Source organism: Microbulbifer maximicatervae (SeqCode) (assembly GCF_052468155.1).
On sequence record NZ_CP174335.1, the window covers coordinates 4,040,158 to 4,062,237 of the forward strand.

Consider the following 22,080-nt stretch of genomic DNA (forward strand, 5'->3'; position numbering starts at 1 on the left):
AGGGTTTGACGGGGCTAGCAAAATAGGTTGTAAAATTGACCTCCTGCAAGTGGCCACCTTTACTAAATTCAGCAGTACTTACCGGAAAAATTCCAACCACTTAGATTGGTACATTTTCAGGCCAAATATCCAAATTTCTACTTAAAGCGGCCTGAATGCGAAACCAGGAAAGCCATTCAGCTAGAGCAGAAGAAAAACGTCGCAATCTCATCCTCTTCCATATCCGAACGCCAATCCCAACAAGACTTTCTGTATAAATGATGAGTGATGAATAATTTTAAGCTTTAAATAAAGCATTACTACAACCAACACCCTCCTCAATGTTAGTATTAGGCCGTTTCAATATGAATATTCTACAGACCCTATCTATTTCAAGAATAATTTAACCTTCAAAGGGCATATAACTTATGGTCAAGTATTTCGCTCTCATCTCATTTTTTCTTATGGCTACTTTCGCAAAGGCTACAGACCTTAAGAGTTCTCCCCTGGTAATTGGCGACTCAATTAGTTTTCAGTCAAAGATATTAAAGGAAAAGCGCACCTTAAATGTCTACTTACCCGAGAGCTACCATCGTGAACCTGAAAGAAACTACCCCGTAATCTATCTTTTAGATGGCTCCTTATCCGAAGACTTTATCCATATAGCGGGAGTGCTCCAATTCGGCTCATTCTCATGGATTAATATGCTTCCAGAATCCATTCTTGTAGGCATAGAAAATATTGATAGAAAACGCGACTATACATTTCCATCCAAAATAGCTTTAGATCAAAAAGAATTTCCATCATCAGGCGGATCAAAGGAATTTATTGATTTTTTGGACAAAGAGGTTCAACCCATTATTGCGAGCAATTTCCGTACAAAAGAAAATTCCACACTGATAGGTCAGTCTCTGGGAGGACTTGTAGCTACAGAAATCCTGATAAAGCATACGGACCTTTTCGACAACTATATTATTATCAGCCCAAGCTTATGGTGGAGTGGAGAATCTCTTCTGACAAGCATCCCTGAAGACTGCTGTGAGGACAAACAGATCTATATTGGAGTTGGAAAAGAGGGGGAAGTGATGGAGCGCCTAGCGCGAACACTATACAACAAGCTAGATAATAAGAAGAGCAACACAAAAATACACTTCGGCTACTTTGAACAACTAGACCATGGTGACACTCTGCATCTTGCTGTTTACGATGCGTTTGGAAAGCTGTTTTCAGACAAAGCCCCCAAAAACTAGAAACATTTTTCAACTTAGAGCTGGTTGCTTTCGTTTCAGGAAATGGAATACAAAAACCTACGGAAGCAACGCAGCACTTACCTCACCATCAATCAAGTACACAATTTCCATAGCGTCAACCTCATTTCTACGACGTTCTGAAAGAGAGGCGGTGTGATATTTACAGTAAACACCGCCAACACCCTACATTTTCTAAACCTACGTCAAAGCTGCACGACGGAAGTTGTACACAGCCACCTGAGACAGAATAAATAGTGTAAATGTCACCACCAAACCAGTCAGCATTACGGGCTCGTAGCCCTCAACCAATACAGAAATAAGCCGCGAAGAACCATTAAATAGAAAGTACATCGAGGCAGGAAGTATTAATAACCACTCTTTGCGAAAGGCACCAATTGCCGTAATAATCGCTAAGCTAAGTGTGGGGGCACCGAGAGTACGTAGGTTAGTGAAACCGTAATTAGTTGTGGCATCAAACCCTGCTGGACCATTAACAACTTCCGGGAAAAGCATGGTCACTAAGCCAGCCGAACCCAATATAAGTACGAATATACCGGAAAGAAATTGTGCGAAACGAATCATATTAAATATTCCATCTGGTTGATTAAATGAACAGAATGAGAACTCAAAGATCCCCTGAAAAATTCCTTATCATTTCTGCGAGACCTCAAGAGGCCCTTAGCCCGGATAACAGACCAAAGCAGTGCTACTAATTGACTGTATCAAGTCTCACTATTTTTGATTGCGCAGGGGGCAGAGTGATTAGCATTCAGGCTTCCAGCAAACATGAGCAAGTAATAAAAGTGACTGGTTTATAGTCTTCAGCGGTATCAGCTATAGTTTGCCCCAGGAGGGTTCTAATCAAACCACCAGGACGATAACTAATGCTCGTCGGGCTAAACGTAAAACCAACATCACCATTAGCACCAGCAATGAGCATGTATTCATTCTTTAGCCCCTCAATAACAAGAGGGTTTAAATATAACGACATATCGTTAGAAAAGTACGCTGTTAAGACAAGGACTAGATTAAGCAGTAAGCCAACACTTTACTTGGAACATCCAGTCAAGGATTTGTACAAATCCGTCAAATCGCCTTTTTACGCATTTGGGAAGGGGCTACTTGATAGTGCTGTTTGAACACCCGGGAGAAGTAACTAAGCTCATCAAAACCACACTCCAAAGCAACTTCAGTCAGGCTAAGATCGCTATTGAGAATCAGCTGCTGTGCTTTCTCCATCCGTTTCGAGGTAATATATTTCGTGGCACTACTGCCATAGACTTGCTTAAATTTACGAGTAAATGTTGACTCGCTCATATGGCATAGAAAAGCTAAATCCGCCAGCTTCAGAGAGGAGTATAAGTGAGCTTGCACCACTTCCTGTAGCTTAGGTTGTTGCCTGATGAACAACTGCCCCAACATCTTCGCGACTCTTCCACTACTATCAATCCTGGGGATAAGCTCTACTAATTCTCGAACTTTTAATACCACCAGTGGCTCACTGAATACTTCTGGCTGCTGGATATAGTCAATTATGCTACGCATATAATTGGAGAGCAGTACGGATTCCTGCAGGCGCTCAGCCGAGGGGGGCTGATTAATGGACTTATTATCCTCCTTAACAGCAGTCCTACTTTCGCCATTATTACCAAAGACATCAGGCATACCACTTGGGTAGAGTCGCTGTAATAGCTCTGACGTTAGCCGAAAACCGATGAAATTAATTTCATTGTTTATTCCATCTTCATGCCACTGATTAATAAAATTATCTGTCTTCATTAGCACAGTGGCACCTGGACTCAAGGTGAGGGTTTCATCACCACAAACCAAGGTTGAACAGCCACTGATAACGTAAACCAACCTTGCCTCATCAACCAAACGGTCTTGATAACTTAACGGTGCCCTGAATTTACGCTGACCAATTACCATTTTCCCTTGTATTTTAAATACAACTGATTCTTCACTATCTGGCATAAATTATTATCTTTATCAGGGACCTAGTCATTTGCAATAAAACATGAAGCATATCAACTTTTCAATCAGAGAAAACAACAAATCGGAAGTGATTGCCATAGCTTCTCTGGCAGGGGACCAAGTTAAATCCAGGGGCTATAAAGAACATGCTCTACAAAGAATCTTCTATACCTAAGAAACTCAAAGGAATAAAACAGCTTAAGGAGCCACTGAACAACTCCGTGATACCTCTGGCATGCAGAGCGGTACAGTCAAGGGCTGCTTCGCAGGAATGTCTAGACCTCTCAAGAAGTTGCTACACCACCGCGTTAACTTCTACCTTATTCCCAACTGGATCAAAAAATACTAATTGCCGTACATTGCGTCCGGGCACATCCATTAGGTGATTGGCGACTCCCAACGCATCCAGACGCTGCTTAACCGGCTCAAGCGCATCTGTACGGAAAGCTATGTGATCCAAGTAGGGTTTCTCAGGCTGGTCACCACTCACCTCACCATCTATTAAATGCAAAATAGCCCTACCATTGCCATAGAGCCAAAATCCATTACGCTTGAAATTTGGCCTCTCACCCTCGGTCAGACCGAGAACCTGGGCATAGAAGTCCCGTACCCGCTTTAGGGTTTCCATAGGAGCAGTAATATTGACGTGGTCGAGTTCCATCTGTTTTCCCTAATTTACAAGGCACATCCTTGTGCCTGATTATCAGCAAGTCATCTATCTATAACTTACACAATACTCTTGTTCCGCAACTCTTCTATTTGCTCGTCACTTTTGCCAAGCAAATCTCGCAATACTTCCTCAGTGTGCTCACCCAATACTGGCGGCGCCTGGGTGTAGTCGAGTGCGGACTCGGAGAAGATTACAGGGTTGCGCACGGTCTTCACCTTTCCAGCTTCCGGATGATCCTGCTCAACCACCATACCCCGGGCCTGTACTTGAGGATCAGCAAAAACCTCCTCCAATGTATTAATAGGCCCACAGGGAACATGAGCATCACTAAGATGCTGGAGCCACCAAGCGGAATCGCGCTTACGAGTCGCCGCTTCAATCTGCGGCACCAATTCTTCACGGGCCATTACCCGCGCTGAGTTAGTCCCGTAGGCAGGATTTTCTGCCAGTTCTTCTACGCCCGCGATTCCGCAGAAGCGTTTAAACTGGTCATCATTACCCACTGCCAACATAAAATAGCCATCTTTTGAAGGGACTGCCTGGTAGGGGACTATATTGGGATGGCCGGTACCTTGTCGCTCAGGGCTTTTACCAGAAGTAAGGTAATTTTGGGCTTGGTTAGCCAACCAGGATACCTGGGTATCCAATAAGGCGAGGTCAATATGCTGGCCAACACCCGTATGCTGTCGGTGAACAACAGCTGCCAATACAGAAGATACCGCGTACATCCCTGTCATCAGGTCGGCTACGGCCACCCCCACCTTTTGCGGGCCCGCACCCGGTTGCCCTTCTGGCACACCGGTAATACTCATCAGACCACCCATCCCTTGGATCATGGCATCATAGCCTGCTCGATTTTTGTACGGGCCCGTTTGCCCAAAACCTGTGATCGAGCAGTAGATAACACCAGGGTTGATTGCCTTGATGGATTCATAATCCAGGCCGTACTTTTTCAGGCCATCTACTTTGTAGTTTTCCAGAAGGATATCGCAACGGGCTGCCATCTCCTTGATCAGGGCCTGGCCATCTTTGGTAGTGATATCAACAGTAACTGATTTTTTTCCGCGATTGGCACTTAGGTAGTAAGCAGCATCAGCCGTGTCATTTCCCTTCTCATCCTTTAGGTAGGGAGGGCCCCAGTGGCGAGTGTCATCCCCTCGTTCCGGGCGCTCTACTTTAATAACCTCAGCCCCAAAATCAGCAAATACCTGCCCAGCCCAGGGTCCGGCGAGAATACGACTTAAATCGAGTACCTTTAAGTGTGCGAGTGGACCTGCCATAACTTCCTCATATCGCTTACTTGCGGGATAACCGCATATTTTTGCGGCAGCCTAACAGATAATTTGCGCCCGCGCTTTGATTGGCCGGGTTAGGTATTCGTCATATACTTTGCTGCGCAATATAAATAAGGAAGCTCCGCATGGCCGCTATAGAAGCTCAAAAATTTGAATCTTTTCGCGAATTTTACCCGTTCTATTTACAGGAACATAGCAACCTCACCTGTCGTCGGCTGCACTTCTTTGGTACCAGTCTGGTGTTCGCGACAATAATTGCGGCTGTAGTAACTTCCAATATGTTGTGGCTAGCAGTTACTCCTGTCGCGGGCTATGGGTTTGCATGGATCGGGCACTTTTTCTTTGAAAACAACCGCCCGGCAACCTTTAAGTATCCGTTCTACAGTTTTATCGGAGACTTTGTTATGTTTAAAGATATGCTGATCGGGCGAATCGAACGCTAAACAAACTATTTTTTAGTGGCCGACAAGCCGTATTTCCGCAATTTGTTGGCCACAGCGGTATGAGAAATACCCAGCTCCTTAGCCAGCTCCCTGGTTGAGGAGTGACCTTTGATAATGTCCGCCAACAACGTCCTCTCCAGCTGCTCCATCATTTCCTTATAGGTAAGTCCACGGCTCCAGTCCCGCCAGGGAAGTTCCGCCTTAACCATTAAATCCGGCACATCCCCACAACTGATCGACGCCGCCCCTCGAATCAAGCATTGACTGGATGCGGCCATTAAATAGTCCCTGAGGCCGTTGAAGTTATCCGGCCAGTCGTGGAGTTTGATCAACTCCATCACCTCGCTATCAAAATTGAGCTCACTAGCCTCTGGAGACTCCTGGCGCATTAAAGTACTGGCATAGCGCGGCAGAGCCGGTCGCATATTTCGCAACGGGGGCAAGGACATCGCTAACGACGAAAAGAGCTGCGCAAGTGGCGGCGCAACAGATTCCCTATTAATAGCGGTGGCCACCAATCTCAGCGATGCCGGCAAATTGCGGAGTTTTCTCAATAAATCAACTTGAGCTTCTGTTTTGAGAGTATGTATATCCTCAAGAATCAAAGTACCCGTTCGACGAAGATGTGAAGGCAGCTGCATAGTCCCATCACGTGAGATAATTCGATAGCAATCAGCCCTTGAGGCCGATGGGGAGAGGTAATGCACCGCACAGGCAAACGTTGTCTTTCCTGTGCCCCGCTCACCCAGTATCAACAGAGGTGCACTGAGTTCAGATAAGTCCTGTAACTGGAGGCAACTCCTTCGACGCAAATCAAAATCCCACAACACCATCGGTCTTGGCAGCTCAGTGACAAACTCGCTGCTATCCCAAGGCTGTAAACGCAGTACCGCCCCAGCCAGTGAGTCAACCGCTCCGGGATTTCCCTCCAGAGTGATTGGGGACCAGTCCACACGAAAACTCTGCCCCCTTACCACCAGAGGCAGTCCGTAGCGAGGCACTGCAAAATCCCGCAGCAATTCTGCAACCTGCATAAGCGGCAGGAATCTCTGCAGCTGTAGACCAGGCACCTTGTCCAAGCTCACACCGAAAGCCCTTGCCGCTGCCAGATTGGCAGCGACCACCCTGCCCTCGCGATCCACACTAAGAACCGGATCAGTCACATGACTCAGCAAAGTGTCCAACTCGAAATGACGTCGCTCCAGGGGCAGTAGAGAGATCCTCCGCACCCGCTTAACTCCAGGAACCTGGTGCAGGGACTTCTCGATAGTCTGGTATTGAGTGGCAAGCATCCCGGGCGCTATCAGATAGACCTTATCTCCACTGTCACCCCCGAGCTCACCAGAGGTCACATTTATCCGATATTTTCCGAAAATTTGCATTATTTCGTGCAAAATGCCGACACGATTTGCACAAGTAATCTCTACCCGCACAGCCTCACCTGTAAAGAAATGTTTACAGAAAGTGTAATTTGAACTCCCCGGAAGACGCAATAGCTCGCCGCTACCTCTCCCCACCAAGGGCACGCCTGGCTAAAAATAGAGGTCGAAACATAACAACAACAGGTTCAGCGGCAGGTGCTGGGCACTGGGAATCAGCGAGAGCTACCGAGCCGCAGGAGAGACATTCATGAAGAAAGAAGCAAAGAAGGCAAGCAAGTACGTTGCCCGTGAGCCCAATGAAGACGGCTTTATCGAGTATACCGACCTTGAACACCAAACTTGGCAGCGTCTGATTGAACGCCAACTGGATGTCTTACCTGGCCGCGCCTGCGATGAATATATGCACGGCCTGGAGCTGTTGGACCTACCGAAAGACCGTATCCCCCAGCTCGAGGAAATCTCCAGCGTGCTGCGCAGGGAAACTGGCTGGGAAGTCGCCCGGGTTCCCGCCCTTATCGGCTTCGAAACCTTTTTCGGTCTTCTAGCGGATCGCAAATTCCCAGTTGCTACCTTTATACGCACTCCCGAAGAGTTTGATTATCTGCAGGAACCGGACATCTTCCACGAAATTTTTGGCCACTGCGCCATGCTCACCAACCCAGCATTTGCAAACTTCACGCAAAAATACGGACAACTGGGCCTTAAAGCCTCGCCTAAAGAGCGCGCCTATTTAGCCCGCCTCTATTGGTTTACAGTGGAGTTCGGCCTGCTGAACACCGACGATGGTTTGCGCATTTACGGTGGCGGCATTCTGTCTTCCCCGAAAGAGACACTCTACGCACTGAGTCACCAACCAGAGCGCTACGATTTAGACGCGGTTACCGCACTGCGCACCCCATATCGCATCGATATTGTTCAACCCATTTACTATGTTCTCAACAGCTTGCAACAGCTGCAGGAACTGACAGAAATTGACCTGATGGCCAAGGTCCGCGAGGCCATTGAGCTGGGACTATTCGAACCCCGCTTCCCACCTAAAGACGCAGCCTGATCTGCATTCAAGATTGGGCGGCCAACTTCCGCCCAATCTCACCTCTGCTAAAAAGCTCCCCCAGAAGCGTTGCACATCTAGGGAAATTCCACTACCAGCACTCTCCCCCTGAGCCTATCGTATCTGCAGTAGGTGTGATGGTAGTTCGATGACTTTCATCCAATAGCCCCCACACCCACTCGCCCAAATACCGTTAGGGGTAGCCAGGGAGGCAATGCAAACAGCGCAAGGACACAAACCCCCTACCTTATAGGGAGCGCATAGCACTATGTCCTCACTTGACGCGATTGATAGAAAACTTCTTGCGATTCTGCAATCTGACGTCAGCCTTTCGATCGAGGAGCTGGCGGAGCGTGTGGGCCTGACAAAAACCCCATGCTGGCGCAGGGTGCAGAAACTGGAAAAGAGCGGCATCATTCGACGCAAAGTCGCCTTGCTAAATGCCGAGATTTTAGGACTTCCGGTCTCAGTGTTTGCCCAGGTTAAAACCGACCAGCACACACCGGAGTGGGCCGACAACTTTGCCGAACATATGGCACAGTTGCCAGAGGTAGTGGCTTGCTACCGTATGGCAGGCGACTACGATTACCTGTTGCGAGTGGTAGTTAGCGATATCACGGCCTATGACCGCTTTTACAAGGAGTTAATCCGGCATGTCGGCATTAGCGATATTGTCTCCAACTTTGCCTTGGAACAGATCAAAAGCACTACCGAGTTACCGATTCCATCCGGTGAGTAAAGTCTCAGCGCAACCACTTGGTAGGCACATAGCCCTTTCAGCTGTTCGCACATCTATGGATAATGGTTAAATCTCGCTCACACACAAGGATGGCCTGTGGCGGACAGCTCCCTTTTCCAATCATTTTTCTTGATCTTTAGTGGCGCAGCAATTGTTGCCTCACTGGCTCTTTTTGGACGACAACCACTTCTGGTCGCTTACATCGCTCTCGGTGTTTTACTCGGCCCATCCGGCTTTGCAGTAATCGACAACCTGCGACTTCTATCCGATATGTCCAGCGTTGGGATTATCTTCCTGCTCTTCCTATTGGGGCTGGATATGCAGCCTCAAGCGCTGGTAGCTGTATTGCGCAAAGCTACATTTGTGGGGGTTGTAAGCTGTGCGATCTTCCTCGGCCTTGGCTTTGGCATAGGCTTGCTGTTTGGATTTACTACCGTTGAATCCTGGGTAATCGGCATGGCGCTGATGTTCTCTAGCACCATTATCGGTATCAAACTGCTTCCCACGACCGTACTTCACCACAAGCACTTGGGTGAACTTATGGTGGGACTTCTTCTTTTTCAGGACTTTGTGGCAATAGTCTGCCTAATGGTACTGCTGAGTGATAACACCGGTGATGAACAGATCTGGCAATTGGCTCTCTCCTTTGGATCGCTACCACTGCTGATACTTTTTGCTTGGCTAATAGTAAAATATATTTTATTACCACTTTTTACCCGCTTTGACCGCTTTCACGAATACGTATTCTTAATGGCACTTGGATGGTGCATGGGAATGGCAGAGCTGGCGGAAGTTGTTGGCCTTTCAAGAGAGATCGGCGCATTTATTGGTGGTATCACGCTGGCTGCCAGCCGGATTTCACAGTACATCGCCCTCAGCCTTAAACCTCTGCGAGACTTCTTCCTGATCCTGTTCTTTTTCAGCCTCGGAGCGCAATTCAAGCTGGCCATGCTGCCCGAAATTCTACTTCCTGCCCTGGTCACAGCCGCCGCAGTTCTGGTAATAAAACCCGTTGTATTTCACTTCCTACTTGGAAATCGCAGTGAGCACAAAGTGCTCTCGTGGGATATTGGATTTCGACTTGGGCAAATTAGTGAATTTTCCCTATTAATCGCCCTGCTCGCTTATACGCAAAACCTGATTGGCAGCGCAGCATCACATTTGATCCAGGCAACCGCGATCCTTACATTCCTGGTGTCGTCTTACATTGTGGTGATGAACTTTCCCAATCCCATTGCAATCAAGGATGAGTTGCGAAGAGACTAAACCTCTTAGCCTCTTCCAATAGAGCAGTTAAGTTGACCGCCAGAATCAACCACAGTGACAAACAGCCGATCAAAGCTTAAACACTCTCTCTGCATTTTTATACAAGAAGAGTTCCGCAACCTCATCATCCAACTCCAGAAGGTGCATTTCCTTTAAGCACATCTCTGGTGTCAGCATGGGATAATTAGTCCCGAACATCACCTTATTCTTACCGTGCGACTTGATAAATGAAACCAGCTCGCGGGGGTATCTTTTTGGCTTATAAGCAGAAGTATCTATGTAGACATTGGGAAACTTGGTCGCAAAAGCGATCATTTCATTGTGCCAAGGATACCCAATATGGCCACAAACAATCTTTAGATCAGGAAAATCGAGAGCAACCCGCTCAATATGAGCAGGACGGCCAGAATCAGAGCTGCGAAGCGGCCCGGTAAGACCCACTTGCAAACAAACTGGCACATCCAGCTCAACACAAGCCGCATATAGCGGATAATACAAAGGGTGGGTACAAGGCAACTCCCAGAGCCATTGCACAATACGCAACCCTTTAAAGTCATGTTCCAAAACGTACTTGCGCAGGATTTGCACAGCCTCTACTGGCTTTCGCAAGTCCACTGATGCCAGACCGCAAAACCTGTCAGGATGAGTTAAAGTAAGATCCAGTACTTCATCATTGCTTATCAAGGCTCCGCTCGGCCCATGCCAAGCAGAAATCAATGACTTGGACACATCTGCCATATCCATAGCTGACAGGGTCCACTCAAGGGGCACTTCTTTAAAATCCTGCCCCATCCAACGCTTCAAAGTATCAAAGAAAGGTTCAGCAAGAAAACGCTCTGTAGGATGCTGGGCCCAAACATCAATCACTTTCATGTTAGCAACTCCCTGCTATTGCAAGCCTTCCCTCTATTCTCTGGTAGCACAAGTATTACCAGTGAACAGCTGCACCCTTTTAAAGAAAATTTATTGGCTATTTACTTGAGAGGCATCGCCACACTACTAAAGAAATCTCTCTCCTTAGAAAAGGAAAACGCTAAAGATGTAACTTTGCCCATAACCCTATCACGGTCAACCAAGCCCCAATATCTCGAATCCAAGCTATCGTTGCGATGATCTCCCATGACAAAGTACTTACCTTCAGGGATCTCAATAGTCTTCCCAATATATGGCAATTTCTTATTACCACTAAGCTTGAACTGATGCTCCCTGCCATCAATGACTTCCCTACCCAGGATGTCCGAACCCACCCCACTTTCCAGGTGATACTCAAGCTGAGCTCCATTAACAAACACATTCGCCCCTTCAATACGTAAGCTATCACCAGGGACGCCTATTACACGCTTCACATATAGTTGATCAGTGTGAGGTGGCAAAAAGGTAATAACATCTCCTCTGGAAGGGTTCCCCCATTGAGCAACTTGCTTATTGAAGAAAAATAAACTTGGCCCATAGCTCGTCTTATCTACCCACAAAAAATCACCAGGATGAATAGTAGGCTCCATAGACCCACTTGGTACTGGAGACCAATCGGCATACGCTGACTTGAAAAAGTACATAAGAAATAGAAACAATATTGCACCGCGGTTGTTTCTTACCGCACCCTTAAAACTAAACCCACTCATTCCCTAAACTCCTTTCCCAGGGCAACGCACCACTTACAACTGATCACTCAGAAATAACAGAACCTCTGAAAACTAAAAAATCAGCCTCTAGCCTTCATTAGGTGGGACATTATCCTTATCAGAACGTTCGAAAAGGATTACCCTATTTGCAGCACATCCGTACTAAAAGGGAGCCATAAATATCAAAGGGCACTCGTATTACACAGCGTTTATAAACTCGGATAAAGCTCCAAAATTTTTTCCCTTAGCCATCGATGAGCTGGATTTGTTGTCTGCGACTTATGCCAGGTGAGCTGAAGCACTACCTTTGGAAATGCCATTGGCAGTTTGAGCATACGTATGGGAAGCTCTTTATAATAGCTTGAAATCATCATTCTTGCTGGTACAACGCCAATTAAATCGGTTGTGCAAACCACATAGGGGAAAGACGAGAGGTGTGGGACTCGTAAACAAATATTACGCTGTAACTTTCTGGGCCTGGCTAGCCTTTCCATTGGAGAGCCCATAGGGTTTCCTCTTAATAGGGATACTTGTGGCAGCGATTGGAATTTTTTTTCACTGATTGTCTCACCCACATTTTTATTATGTTTGCTGACAATAACCACAAGCTCTTCTTCTGCGATAGGCTGGTTAACATAGCTGGGGGAATTGACAGGTAGGTAGTCAATGATTAAGTCTACTTCCCCATTACTCACCATTCTGGCTGTCATTTCTGACTCATCGGGGAGTACAGTAAGCCTTATGCCGGGTGCAAATTCTCGAAGCCATTTACAGAAGCCGGGGATCATCAGAGTTTCCACCACATCGGGCATAACGACGGAGAATTCCTGCTCTGCTTTCCGGTAATCAAAAGACGTTTGCTGGAAGCCTGAACGGACGGTGTTGAGTGCCTGGTGAATAGAGGGGTGCAGTACCAGTGCGCGTTCAGTGGGGCGCAATCCCCTAGCGGTCCGTATAAAAAGCTCATCTTCATAAGTAGCTCTCAACCGCTTGAGGGCAGCACTAACGGCCGGTTGGCTCATATGCAGTTTTACTGCAGCTCTGGTCAGGTTTCGCTCAATCATAAGTGCTTCAAAAACGGGAAGCAGATTTAAATCCAGTGATCTAAGGTGCGTAGACATTATCAACCTGATGAATAATGCATTTAATAATTATTTATTAGACGATACATGATGTCCCTGATTATATTTATCGTCAATAGCATGAAAAACCGTAAATACTATAAAAAGTCAGGTGAAATATGTCGAACATGCATGATACGGCGGCTTTCAGAGAGCAATATAGAGCCTATGCCCAAAGCCGCTATAGCGGCTGGTTCCATTTAGGGAGTATTCTACTGATCAGCCTAATCGGTGCTATTTACTGTAGTTTTCAGATAAGTGAGCTGAGGGCGCATGAACTGCTAATAATTCCACTGGGAATTCTTGCTTACAACGCTGTAGAGTATGCCGCCCATCGCTGGTCTGGGCATAATAAGTTGAGATTTACCAAACTGTTTTACAAGAGGCATACTGGCGATCACCACAGTTTCTTTTCTGCACCTTTGCTGTCTTTTGAGTCAACTCGTGATTGGCGTATAGTACTGTTTCCAATCTATCTAACAGCTGTTATCACTTTTATTCTGGCACCACTTTGTGGTTTTTTTCTATCCTGGGTGGCTTCAGGTAATATGGGATATATCACAGCAGCAACCATGATATTAAATCACCTGGCTTATGAGCTAATGCATATCGGTTATCACCAGCCCAAGAGTCACTGGTTTCATAAAGTGCCAGTGTTTCGTGAGTTAGCCCACTTACACAGAATTCATCATCACCGTAAACTAATGAAAATTTATAATTTCAATTTAACTTTTCCGCTATTCGATCTTTTATTAGGCACTTTCTATTGGGAGCCGCAGGATTCCTTTGACGATTTTCGCGACTGATAGTTTGTAGATTACTTGTACCTTATTACGCACTAGGTTCTGCCTTTGATCTTGATCTTCTTCCTGTAATCTTGCCAGCATTAACTCTCGGATAATTGGCACTGGCGCATTACCAAAACTTAGAAACTCCTCATGGAAGACCTTGAGATCAAACTTTTCCCCAGGACAACGCACCACTAAACTGATTGCTCTATTTAAAGCACATCCGTACCAGAAAAAAGGGAGCCATAAATACCAAAAGGACAATTACATTATACAGCGTTGACTTGGCCAGCATTCTTATACCAGCCAAGAAATTCAACAATAAAATCTGAGAAACTAAGAGCTGTGATAATTAAGCATTGAGTTGCCTCCTACACTGGACAGAACACCTCACCAAAAGGTGTTCCGCCTTGTAGGCTTATCCAGCAATAGAGGGACCATAGAAGCTCGTACCACTATGTATAGGCAACATTCACATCAAAGCGATTGGTAATAAACTCGGAAAGTTGCTTAACTGAACAATTTGACTGCTTGATCGTAAACTCTTCTGCAATTTTCCGCGGATACTTAACCTTCATCCTTTGATCTTTTTCTGAGCTATATTGAAACGTTATTTTCTCTACCTTATCAAGGTCTACAGTCTTCTTTATAAAGACTCCGGTATAAACCGTTAGTGTATTTCCATTAATTTCTGCAAGTGGAAGTAATCGTATCAAAGAAAGGTATATATAAACGATAACACCTAAAGAACCTAAAATCACAAAAGTCCAAAAGGTAAGATCTGACTCACCACTCTCGGCTGAAGAGCCAAACATACGCGTAAAGATAAGAGCAACTAGTAATGCAATACCTATAACACCAAGATTGACAGTTAAGATTTTTTTGGCAGACTCACGTGAACTGAGTCCATTTCTATAAATTTTTTCCATACATCCCTCTAAAATCATTCCGTTACTTACTAAAGGCATCCACCAATTATAAATGAAGCTGCCAACCAGCAAAGTAAGGGCTTAAGAGGGAACTTCTATTTCCCGGAGGGTCCTATTAACAGCATCAGTTTTATCCAATAAGGACAACATCTTATAATCAGATACATCCCCTTTCTCCAAGCCCTTCTCTCGAACTTCAAGTGGAGCTGACCGCTTCAAAGGCGCAGGGATATCCAGATATTCAATATCCCGTCTTTGCATAGATTCTAAACAATCAACATCAGGACTAACGCTCTGCTCAATATCAGCAAAGGGATCACTCAGTGGCATTGCCGCAGGAACTGCCGGGCTAGCAAGGCTGATCTTCCTTTGCAGCATTTCAGCCTCTGACTGGATGGATGCTATCCGCTGCTCCATAATTGACTCAAATTGAGAAAACCTTTCTTTTTGATGGGTAATCTCTAACTGTAGGACTTTAATTTCCTTTTTGTGGATCAGATTGGAAATCATCCAGGATAACGCAACCCCGCCACTTAGTAACGCAAAATAAATACCTACAATATATTCCCAGTTATTAACAACACTCTTGCCTATAAATGTTATTAACTCTTCATCTGTCACGTATAGCACTCCATTTCTACACAACTCTTTATCAAGCAAATACAGCTAAGGGCCTTTAGCTCCACTCCCCCCTTGAGAGATTAAGTTTACAGCGGTAGTTGACTCAACCCTGCAGTTCGGCACCTAAATCCATTAGCCATTTACTCTTATCACCTTATCAATATGAGGCCTTGCCGATAAAATTTCTTTTACTAACTTGTATTGGCTCCGCCACTGATCTGATTCTTTAAAAAATACCACTCCCGGCATATGAGCCTCACTCTCGCAAAAATCGGAAGCGTCAACTGAGTCTTCACATTGATGGAGCTTACAAAGGTAGGCAAGAAGTCTCTCAGTTGAAAGCTGCTCAAGTTCCTCTAAGCTAAGCAGCTTAACATATCTAGGCATCATTCATCGCCCCCACACCCGCTCTATTGATCATTCCTTAATCGCTCTCACAAATGATAGAAACAGCAAAGAGGCTCGTCTGACCACGACTTATCTGCTGCTTTTACCTATAGCGATGAAACGCCCTTCATAGGCATAATCTATAACTTCTAATGCTCCAAACTCACCTGAAAGACTCTCACCCTTCAAGTTCCACCTCCAGCCCTCTTTCTGCCAATCATAAATATCTTCATCTTCGCAAGAAATCACTTGATCTTTGATCTGAAGCTTTTGGCAATAACCGGAAGCACTCCATAAGTGATGTTTTGACGGCATCAGATATCTATTTTCTCGTGTAAGCAAAAGAAATGCTCTTACCTCGCCCCTATCCTTTAAAATCAAATACGAGTGCCCCCAATAGCCATCAAAGCCACTATCTATAATTACAAAGCGATTTTCTTTCAGCTCACCTATGTCGAACCTTATCAAATGCTCACCAGCATTGGCAGGCATACTCCACGATTCTATTAGTGGCTTAAAGCTGAAACCAAAACCAACAAGAAGTAGAGATATCACTAAAGCAACTAAAACCCTCTTCCTACACATGGAGGCTCCCTCTCCCAAGAACCAACAACACTACTTACAAAAGGCACGGGAATCATTCGAAGCTTCCCGACCATCTAACCCATCCTTGTTAAACACATAGCAGAACCTGTGCTAGACCTCCCTAGCACGATCAACCCTATCGATTAAATCTACAACAATAGGACTTTTAGAGAAAAAGTTAAGCCTCATTGGGGGAATAAAAGCCAACTCCTTTCCAATATCCCCCTCCGTGCGCACTTGCAAAACAATTCTCTCGGGCGCGTTCATTTGCGCATAGTTGACATTAATAATATCTTTAAGCTGAACTCTTTGCCGCTTACTCCCTTTTTGAAAGAGCAATGATTCTCCCTCATCGTATACTTCATCAGCCAAACTCCACAACAGCTTTTTAAAAAAGAAAAAGCCAAATACAGCCATAAAAATCGGCATGACTAAAAACATAAACGAATCTTTAACTGCACCTCCAGATATAGAGGCAGCCACAAAAAGCACCAAGAAACCAAACCATATACTTGGAAAAATTTTCTTAAAATAGAATGTAGATCCTGATATCTTCTTCATGTTTCCCATACTACTCTACGCGCATTTAACTCTAAACATTATCTTTCGGTGTGGATTACGCCGTCTCCCAGCGAGCACTCACATTCCACTTAACCTCAGACAAGCCCATTTAATATTACAGGAATTTATCGTGATAAACTCTAGCAACCAAACAACTACAAACTCCACAAGGAAGTTATACAAACCTTATCATTATTACGCTTCAATCGATACAGATGATTTATCATTCGCCTCGAAAGTAAAAATAACGTGAGACATACAAGCAAAACAGCAAGTCTCAGAATAAGCTCATCCACCCCTACAACCACGCTCATACCATCGGGAGAAAATTGAAAGATTCCAACAGCTTGGCTAATGCCAAATAAACCTATAGCGGCACGTATAACTCTAATTATAATTATCATCTCACCATCCGATAGCTACCAAACAATATCCAATCAAAAAATATGATCCCTATCGCAGCCAAACCAATAACTGAACTCTTCTAATAACACCTGCTGAATATCTTCTATCGTTTCAGCTTCATGTAGGCGGTGGTAATATTGTCCCAACTTCTGACTCATATTCATCTTGATTTATCCCGAAGTTGATACCTTCTATATCATTTTCAAACAGTATTCTGGAAATACAATAGTAAAGTTTTTCATACCTGCCCGATATAGTTCGCTTATCTACTCTCATACTTATGCAGTTATTGACTCTCTGATTCCTGCGCATGCTCACACAAACCACGTCGCACCTGCCATATCTATTTATTTATAATTGTCACCTCAGTGACTATATCGGTTAGGGTCTTTTCAGGTCAAAATAATACCCACCATAGTTAACCCTAAAATGATAAGTCTTGATTTTTTTACCACTCGGTTTTAGCTAGATATAAGCCTCCAAAGGCACCTGGAAAACATTATCAGCTCCTTCAGGACCTATCCATGCTGAGCCGCTGAAGCGAATAGCTCTCTTACCAGCAATATGTATATCTTCGAACTCAACCTCATCACACCACATGATATCAGGGCAGCATCCTGTTTTTAGCTTCCAAGTAAGTAGAAATTCAAGACTGGTCGCAAAGCGCCAATCATCAAGTGATCTTTCCTTAACCAGCAGCAGACTAAGTCTCCTCGCTGCCAGCCGCTCCATTCGCAGCACTCGTCGCTTAACTCTCAGCTTGCTGGAATAAATATACTTCCAGTACCGATCCTCTCTCGATCCAACTTCTTCCGTCATAAGTCAGGCTTCTATTCGAAGCTAGTTGAAGGGGTAATGGTTAGGCAGGTAGCTAACTCGATAAAAACAATGCTATAAGTCGATATTTATAACATTCAAAAAGTGGGCAGGCGAGGGGTAAGTGATATGAAGGGGCCAGGAGGAAAGCTGGCGATACGATACTCTTCAATCAGCAGGCAGCCCCCTACCCGCTGATCCAAAACGCCACCCGCAAACAGGAAATGACTCAGTACTAAAAAGAACGCCCCAAAATCCGCTTGGCGGCATCCATCGCAAAATCCTTATAGTCCGCCTCTACTTGCGCCATCTCCAACTCATATTTGAACTGTTCTTTACGCGGCAGCTCTTTCCAGTCTTTGAGAATTGGGATATGACTGGTTTTCTCTGCGATGGTGTAAAAGGCCACAAACTCTTCACGCACTTTATCTTCTACCTGAAGTGCATCCAAAAGAACGCGAATACGAATCGACGCTTCGGTAAGCCCGACTCCATCATCCAATAGCGTGCGAGCAATAATCTGAATACTGTCATTTACTCTTTGTCGCTGATCCTCTGCGGCCTGTTCTAACTCAGCTAGCTGCGCGGCCTGCTTCTTCTGTGCAATCGATAATTTGCGCAGATAGTAGCCAGCTACAATCGCCAGGGAGAAGATAACTAAAGCCGCAACAATCAGCAGCCAAGTAGGAAACACAGTCATTAAATATACACCTTAAGTAACGCCAGCCCGATGCTGGCCGAAATAACAGAGAGCACTGTACTAAGACCAACAATATTGGCCGCCAATTGGCTATTACCACCCATGGTATGAGCCATCACAAAGGCCGATATCGCGCAAGGCGAGCCAGTGATCAGCATTAAATAGCCCAAATAGGTCGGACTCATACCCAGGGCCCAACCAATCAGCACTGAGAGTATTGGTACTCCTAATAACTTGAGCACTGAGGAGGTCAGCGCTGTTGGCGAGCTACGCAGTAGCTGGCCTAGCTTCATACTCGCACCAATGCAAATCAGCCCCATTGGTAAACTTGCAGAACCCAGTATTTTAACGGTATCAAGCACCATTTGTGGCACTTTGATATCCAGCACCCGGCACAAAATTGCCAGGAATACCCCGATGATTAATGGGTTCTTTGCCAACTCCTTCAGCAACAAGCCCAGGCTGAATTTCTTCTCTTCGTTGTAAAAAACAAAAAGTATTACTGCGAACACATTGAACTGAATCGTCAACGCTGCAACCAGCACTGCCGAGTGAGAAACGCCCGACTCACCAAACGCCTTCTCAACCCAGGCGAGCCCCACAATGGCAACGTTTCCACGAAATGCACCCTGGATAAACGCACTGCGATCCTTCACAGTAACGGGCCGAGCCATCAGCCAAGATATGGGGATTATCGCGAAGGTACCCAAAATTCCCGCTGTTAAAAGGGGGATCTCTTCTGAGGGTTTTGCATTCGATGAATAAATACTATCGAACAACAGTGCAGGCAGCATCACGTTGAAAACCAGCACCGTTGCGTCATCGATAAAGGATTTATGCAACATGCCCTGCCTGGTAAGCAAGTATCCACCGATAATCATCAAAAAGATCGGGCCTGTAACTAGCAGAGCAAAGGAAATATTTTCCATAGGGAATTAGTCTTCCGCAGCAACTCCCTCTTCCTGAGGAAGCGCCATTTGTCCTGAATCCTCAGCCCTGTCACGGAGCTGGGCGGATATTTGTTTGCGTGTTTTAGCACCAAGCTTACGCAGACTATCAATACGCTTCACCGCATTACCACGCCCTGTCGCCAGCCGCTTGTAGGTCTGCTGGTAAGCGTCATCCGCTTGGCGCAGGCGGTCACCAAGAACATCCAGTGACTCCAGCACCATAGCAAACTGATCGTGCAGCTTGCCGGCTTCGTCGGCGATTTTTTCCGCGTTCTTGTTTTGTTTCTCATAGCGCCAGATATTCTCGACGGTGCGGAGGGTCGCCATCAGGCTGGTGGGGCTCACCAGGACAATTTGCTTCTCATACGCGAAACGGAACAGGTCCGGGTCCGCTTGCATAGCCAACATATACGCAGCCTCAATGGGCACGAAAATAAAGACGAAATCCAGGGTGCGCACACCCTCCAGCTGCTCGTAGGCTTTCTTGTTAAGGCCGGTGATATGGGCGCGCAGGGAATTCACATGCTGTTTCAGGGCTTGGGTGCGCTCCTCATCGGTTTCCGCCGAGCTGTAGCGCTCGTAATCCACCAGGGAGACCTTGGAATCGATAATCAGGTCTTTGTTTTCCGGCAGGCGCACAATCACATCCGGCTGGCGCCTGCGGCCATCACTCGTCAGCGTGACTTGCGTTTCGTATTCGCGACCCTTCTGCAAGCCGGACTCCTCCAGCAAGCGCTCCAGCACTACTTCACCCCAGTTACCCTGGATCTTGCGATCTCCTTTCAGGGCCGAAGTCAGGTTCAGGGCCTCATCACTGATGCGCTGGGTTTGCTCGCGCAACGCTTTAATCTGCCCGAGCAGGCTGTTGCGCTCGGCATTTTCGCGATCGTAGACATGTTCTACTCGTTTACGGAAATCCCCCAGCTGGCGTTCCAGCGGGTCGAGACTTTTGCGCAGGCTGTCTTCACTGCGGCGCACGAAGCTCTGCTGCTTTTCTTCAAAAATCCGGTTGGCCAGATTCTCGAACTGCTCACCCATGGCAATACGCATTTGCTCCATCAGCTTGCGCTGCTCCGCCAGGGCCGCCTCCCCTTTTTCTACCAGCACCTGACTACGGGTGAGCTGCTGGAGCTTGTCCGCCAGCTCGGTACGCAGGGATTCCACCTCAACCCCAAGTTGGGATTCCCGCTCGCGGCTGCTATCGATACGCGCCTGAGCCACCTGCAAAGCGGCTTCGCTTTGCAATAAAGCGCGGCGGCTACTGGCTCGCGCCAACCAAAACACCAAGCCCAACAGAAACAAGATGGCTACAGCCGCCATCACCGCATGATCGGCATTCAATTGCAGCGGAAACGCTGGCATAGAGTGGTACTCCCAGACCTGGAAAGAGATGGATAAATCAGGATTTTGCCAGGGGCCTCGCCCGCTGGCCTGCCCGGGAAATAGCCCAAGCGAAGGCGCCATTCTACCAGCTTGCCCCTGGAAAGTACCCCGCGCCAGCCCGGCCGATAACCTCAGTAACAAGGGATAGGTTTGCGCCCGAGAAGACCCAGCGGGAATTTTTACGGGGTTTTAGGTATTCTTGGAGGATTGGTTTCGATGTTGGTACTCCAGAACGCATGCACAAACACAGCGCCCACCAAGATAGCCCAGCCCCCAGCGCCCTGATCTTTGATTCCGGCGTGGGCGCCGTCAGCATTGCGCGGGAGATCCGCCGCCTGATGCCGGGCCTGACCTTACACCTGGGTGTGGACAACGGCTTTTACCCCTACGGCAATAAAAGCGAAGAGGAATTGCGCCCCCGCATCGTCCAGCAGGCCCAAGCCATGATGGAGCACTGCGGTGCCGATATTTTAGTGGTGGGCTGCAACACCGCCAGCACCCTGGCCCTACCCCAGCTGCGCGAATCACTGAAGAAACCCGTAGTGGGCGTTGTGCCCGCTGTGAAACCCGCCGCTGCCGCCAGCCGTTCCCGCACCATTGCCCTGATTGCCACTGAAGGCACCGTTAATCGCCGCTACACACGAGAGCTTATCGAGCAATTTGCCAACGGCAACCGGGTAATTAATGTGCCCGCACCGGAGTTGGTGCATCTGGCGGAGAGCAAACTGCGCGGCGAAGCCATCACCGCAGAGGATTTGGAGCCGGTCTTGCACCGCGTATTCCACACCGCCGGCGGTGACCAAGTGGATATTGCCGTATTGGCCTGCACCCACTTTCCCCTGCTGCGGGAAGAACTGGACCAGTTCGCCCCTCGCTCAATCCAATGGCTGGATTCCGGCGAAGCCATCGCCCGGCGAGTGCGCTGGTGGCTGGAAGAACTCGAGCTGATGCTGCCGGATACCCCAAACACTGGCCGCCTGATCACCAGCACGGTTGACCTAACCGGCAATATAGAACGGGCCTTCAGCGAGTTCGCCCCAGTTGCTGAACCCCTCGAACCCAACACCTAAGATCGCCAAAATGATGAGAACTGCGCACTTGGGTTGACAGCTCCGTCACAAACCGCGACCGTTCCCCGAATAACAAGCCCTAACCGGTACCCG

24 protein-coding genes are annotated in these 22,080 nt (G+C 46.8%); 7 read left to right on the forward strand and 17 right to left on the reverse strand.

From position 1 onward, the window contains the following. The first annotated feature begins 407 nt into the window (after positions 1–407). A complete protein-coding gene (locus ACJJIY_RS17200) occupies positions 408–1,229 on the forward strand; it encodes an alpha/beta hydrolase (RefSeq protein WP_445358470.1) in 822 nt (273 codons plus the stop codon). Between the two features lie 198 nt (positions 1,230–1,427). Here ACJJIY_RS17200 and ACJJIY_RS17205 read toward each other — a convergent pair whose 3' ends face one another. The 4 genes from ACJJIY_RS17205 to ACJJIY_RS17220 all read right to left on the reverse strand — a co-directional run bounded on the left by ACJJIY_RS17205 (position 1,428) and on the right by ACJJIY_RS17220 (position 5,153). Then, positions 1,428–1,811, reverse strand: coding sequence for a hypothetical protein (locus ACJJIY_RS17205; RefSeq protein WP_413665620.1), 384 nt, complete (start codon positions 1,809–1,811; stop codon positions 1,428–1,430). Positions 1,812–2,315: 504 nt separating this feature from the next. After that, complete coding sequence (locus ACJJIY_RS17210) at positions 2,316–3,203, reverse strand: AraC family transcriptional regulator (RefSeq protein ID WP_445358471.1); 888 nt, start codon at positions 3,201–3,203, stop codon at positions 2,316–2,318. Positions 3,204–3,498: 295 nt separating this feature from the next. After that, positions 3,499–3,864: a VOC family protein gene (locus ACJJIY_RS17215; RefSeq protein WP_444905410.1), complete on the reverse strand. Its 366-nt coding sequence runs from the start codon at positions 3,862–3,864 to the stop codon at positions 3,499–3,501. 65 nt (positions 3,865–3,929) lie between these two features. Further along, a complete protein-coding gene (locus ACJJIY_RS17220) occupies positions 3,930–5,153 on the reverse strand; it encodes a CaiB/BaiF CoA transferase family protein (RefSeq protein WP_445358472.1) in 1,224 nt (407 codons plus the stop codon). A gap of 140 nt (positions 5,154–5,293) precedes the next feature. Between ACJJIY_RS17220 and ACJJIY_RS17225 the strand changes: the two genes are divergently transcribed. Then, positions 5,294–5,611, forward strand: a complete 318-nt coding sequence (locus ACJJIY_RS17225) for an Mpo1-like protein (RefSeq protein ID WP_444897123.1) — start codon at positions 5,294–5,296, stop codon at positions 5,609–5,611. Positions 5,612–5,616: 5 nt separating this feature from the next. Here the strand turns inward: ACJJIY_RS17225 and ACJJIY_RS17230 are convergent, their stop codons facing one another. Next, positions 5,617–7,128, reverse strand: a complete 1,512-nt coding sequence (locus ACJJIY_RS17230; protein WP_445358473.1) for a TyrR/PhhR family helix-turn-helix DNA-binding protein — start codon at positions 7,126–7,128, stop codon at positions 5,617–5,619. A 112-nt stretch (positions 7,129–7,240) separates the two neighbouring features. On the opposite strand from ACJJIY_RS17230, the gene phhA reads away from it, so the two are divergent. The 3 genes from phhA to ACJJIY_RS17245 all read left to right on the forward strand — a co-directional run bounded on the left by phhA (position 7,241) and on the right by ACJJIY_RS17245 (position 10,049). After that, the gene (phhA, locus tag ACJJIY_RS17235) at positions 7,241–8,044 is read left to right on the forward strand and encodes a phenylalanine 4-monooxygenase (protein ID WP_108733440.1); all 804 of its coding nucleotides are present in this window, start codon (positions 7,241–7,243) and stop codon (positions 8,042–8,044) included. Between the two features lie 268 nt (positions 8,045–8,312). Continuing rightward, entirely contained in the window at positions 8,313–8,783 is a 471-nt protein-coding gene (locus ACJJIY_RS17240; protein ID WP_108733441.1) for an Lrp/AsnC family transcriptional regulator, read from the forward strand. 96 nt (positions 8,784–8,879) lie between these two features. Further along, on the forward strand, positions 8,880–10,049 hold the full coding sequence (locus ACJJIY_RS17245; RefSeq protein WP_444897120.1) for a cation:proton antiporter domain-containing protein: 1,170 nt from the start codon (positions 8,880–8,882) through the stop codon (positions 10,047–10,049). Positions 10,050–10,118: 69 nt separating this feature from the next. Here the strand turns inward: ACJJIY_RS17245 and ACJJIY_RS17250 are convergent, their stop codons facing one another. The 3 genes from ACJJIY_RS17250 to ACJJIY_RS17260 all read right to left on the reverse strand — a co-directional run bounded on the left by ACJJIY_RS17250 (position 10,119) and on the right by ACJJIY_RS17260 (position 12,792). Next, entirely contained in the window at positions 10,119–10,922 is an 804-nt protein-coding gene (locus ACJJIY_RS17250; RefSeq protein ID WP_445358474.1) for an amidohydrolase family protein, read from the reverse strand. A gap of 101 nt (positions 10,923–11,023) precedes the next feature. After that, on the reverse strand, positions 11,024–11,671 hold the full coding sequence (gene lepB / locus ACJJIY_RS17255) for a signal peptidase I (protein WP_413665612.1): 648 nt from the start codon (positions 11,669–11,671) through the stop codon (positions 11,024–11,026). 209 nt (positions 11,672–11,880) lie between these two features. Next, positions 11,881–12,792 carry a LysR substrate-binding domain-containing protein gene (locus tag ACJJIY_RS17260; RefSeq protein ID WP_445358475.1) on the reverse strand — a complete coding sequence of 304 codons (912 nt, stop codon included), beginning with the start codon at positions 12,790–12,792 and terminating at the stop codon, positions 11,881–11,883. A 119-nt stretch (positions 12,793–12,911) separates the two neighbouring features. On the opposite strand from ACJJIY_RS17260, the gene ACJJIY_RS17265 reads away from it, so the two are divergent. Then, a complete protein-coding gene (locus tag ACJJIY_RS17265; RefSeq protein WP_445358476.1) occupies positions 12,912–13,598 on the forward strand; it encodes a sterol desaturase family protein in 687 nt (228 codons plus the stop codon). A 437-nt stretch (positions 13,599–14,035) separates the two neighbouring features. Here the strand turns inward: ACJJIY_RS17265 and ACJJIY_RS17270 are convergent, their stop codons facing one another. The 9 genes from ACJJIY_RS17270 to ACJJIY_RS17310 all read right to left on the reverse strand — a co-directional run bounded on the left by ACJJIY_RS17270 (position 14,036) and on the right by ACJJIY_RS17310 (position 20,998). Next, positions 14,036–14,509 (reverse strand): hypothetical protein, encoded by a 474-nt coding sequence (locus ACJJIY_RS17270; RefSeq protein WP_413665609.1) that lies wholly within the window; start codon positions 14,507–14,509, stop codon positions 14,036–14,038. Positions 14,510–14,590: 81 nt separating this feature from the next. After that, positions 14,591–15,130 carry a hypothetical protein gene (locus tag ACJJIY_RS17275; protein ID WP_445358477.1) on the reverse strand — a complete coding sequence of 180 codons (540 nt, stop codon included), beginning with the start codon at positions 15,128–15,130 and terminating at the stop codon, positions 14,591–14,593. Positions 15,131–15,262: 132 nt separating this feature from the next. After that, a complete protein-coding gene (locus tag ACJJIY_RS17280) occupies positions 15,263–15,520 on the reverse strand; it encodes a hypothetical protein (protein WP_444905419.1) in 258 nt (85 codons plus the stop codon). Between the two features lie 87 nt (positions 15,521–15,607). Beyond that, positions 15,608–16,009, reverse strand: coding sequence for a hypothetical protein (locus ACJJIY_RS17285; RefSeq protein ID WP_444905420.1), 402 nt, complete (start codon positions 16,007–16,009; stop codon positions 15,608–15,610). 204 nt (positions 16,010–16,213) lie between these two features. After that, positions 16,214–16,672: a hypothetical protein gene (locus ACJJIY_RS17290; RefSeq protein ID WP_444905421.1), complete on the reverse strand. Its 459-nt coding sequence runs from the start codon at positions 16,670–16,672 to the stop codon at positions 16,214–16,216. Positions 16,673–17,533: 861 nt separating this feature from the next. Next, positions 17,534–17,887 (reverse strand): hypothetical protein, encoded by a 354-nt coding sequence (locus ACJJIY_RS17295; protein ID WP_445358478.1) that lies wholly within the window; start codon positions 17,885–17,887, stop codon positions 17,534–17,536. 232 nt (positions 17,888–18,119) lie between these two features. Beyond that, a complete protein-coding gene (locus ACJJIY_RS17300; protein WP_413665600.1) occupies positions 18,120–18,584 on the reverse strand; it encodes a DUF2489 domain-containing protein in 465 nt (154 codons plus the stop codon). Next, entirely contained in the window at positions 18,584–19,513 is a 930-nt protein-coding gene (locus tag ACJJIY_RS17305; RefSeq protein WP_444897109.1) for an AEC family transporter, read from the reverse strand. The genes ACJJIY_RS17300 and ACJJIY_RS17305 overlap by 1 nt, the downstream gene beginning before the upstream one ends. Positions 19,514–19,519: 6 nt before the next feature. After that, the gene (locus ACJJIY_RS17310) at positions 19,520–20,998 is read right to left on the reverse strand and encodes a DNA recombination protein RmuC (RefSeq protein ID WP_445358479.1); all 1,479 of its coding nucleotides are present in this window, start codon (positions 20,996–20,998) and stop codon (positions 19,520–19,522) included. 155 nt (positions 20,999–21,153) lie between these two features. On the opposite strand from ACJJIY_RS17310, the gene murI reads away from it, so the two are divergent. Continuing rightward, positions 21,154–21,987, forward strand: coding sequence for a glutamate racemase (murI, locus tag ACJJIY_RS17315; RefSeq protein WP_445358480.1), 834 nt, complete (start codon positions 21,154–21,156; stop codon positions 21,985–21,987). Positions 21,988–22,080 lie beyond the last annotated feature (93 nt).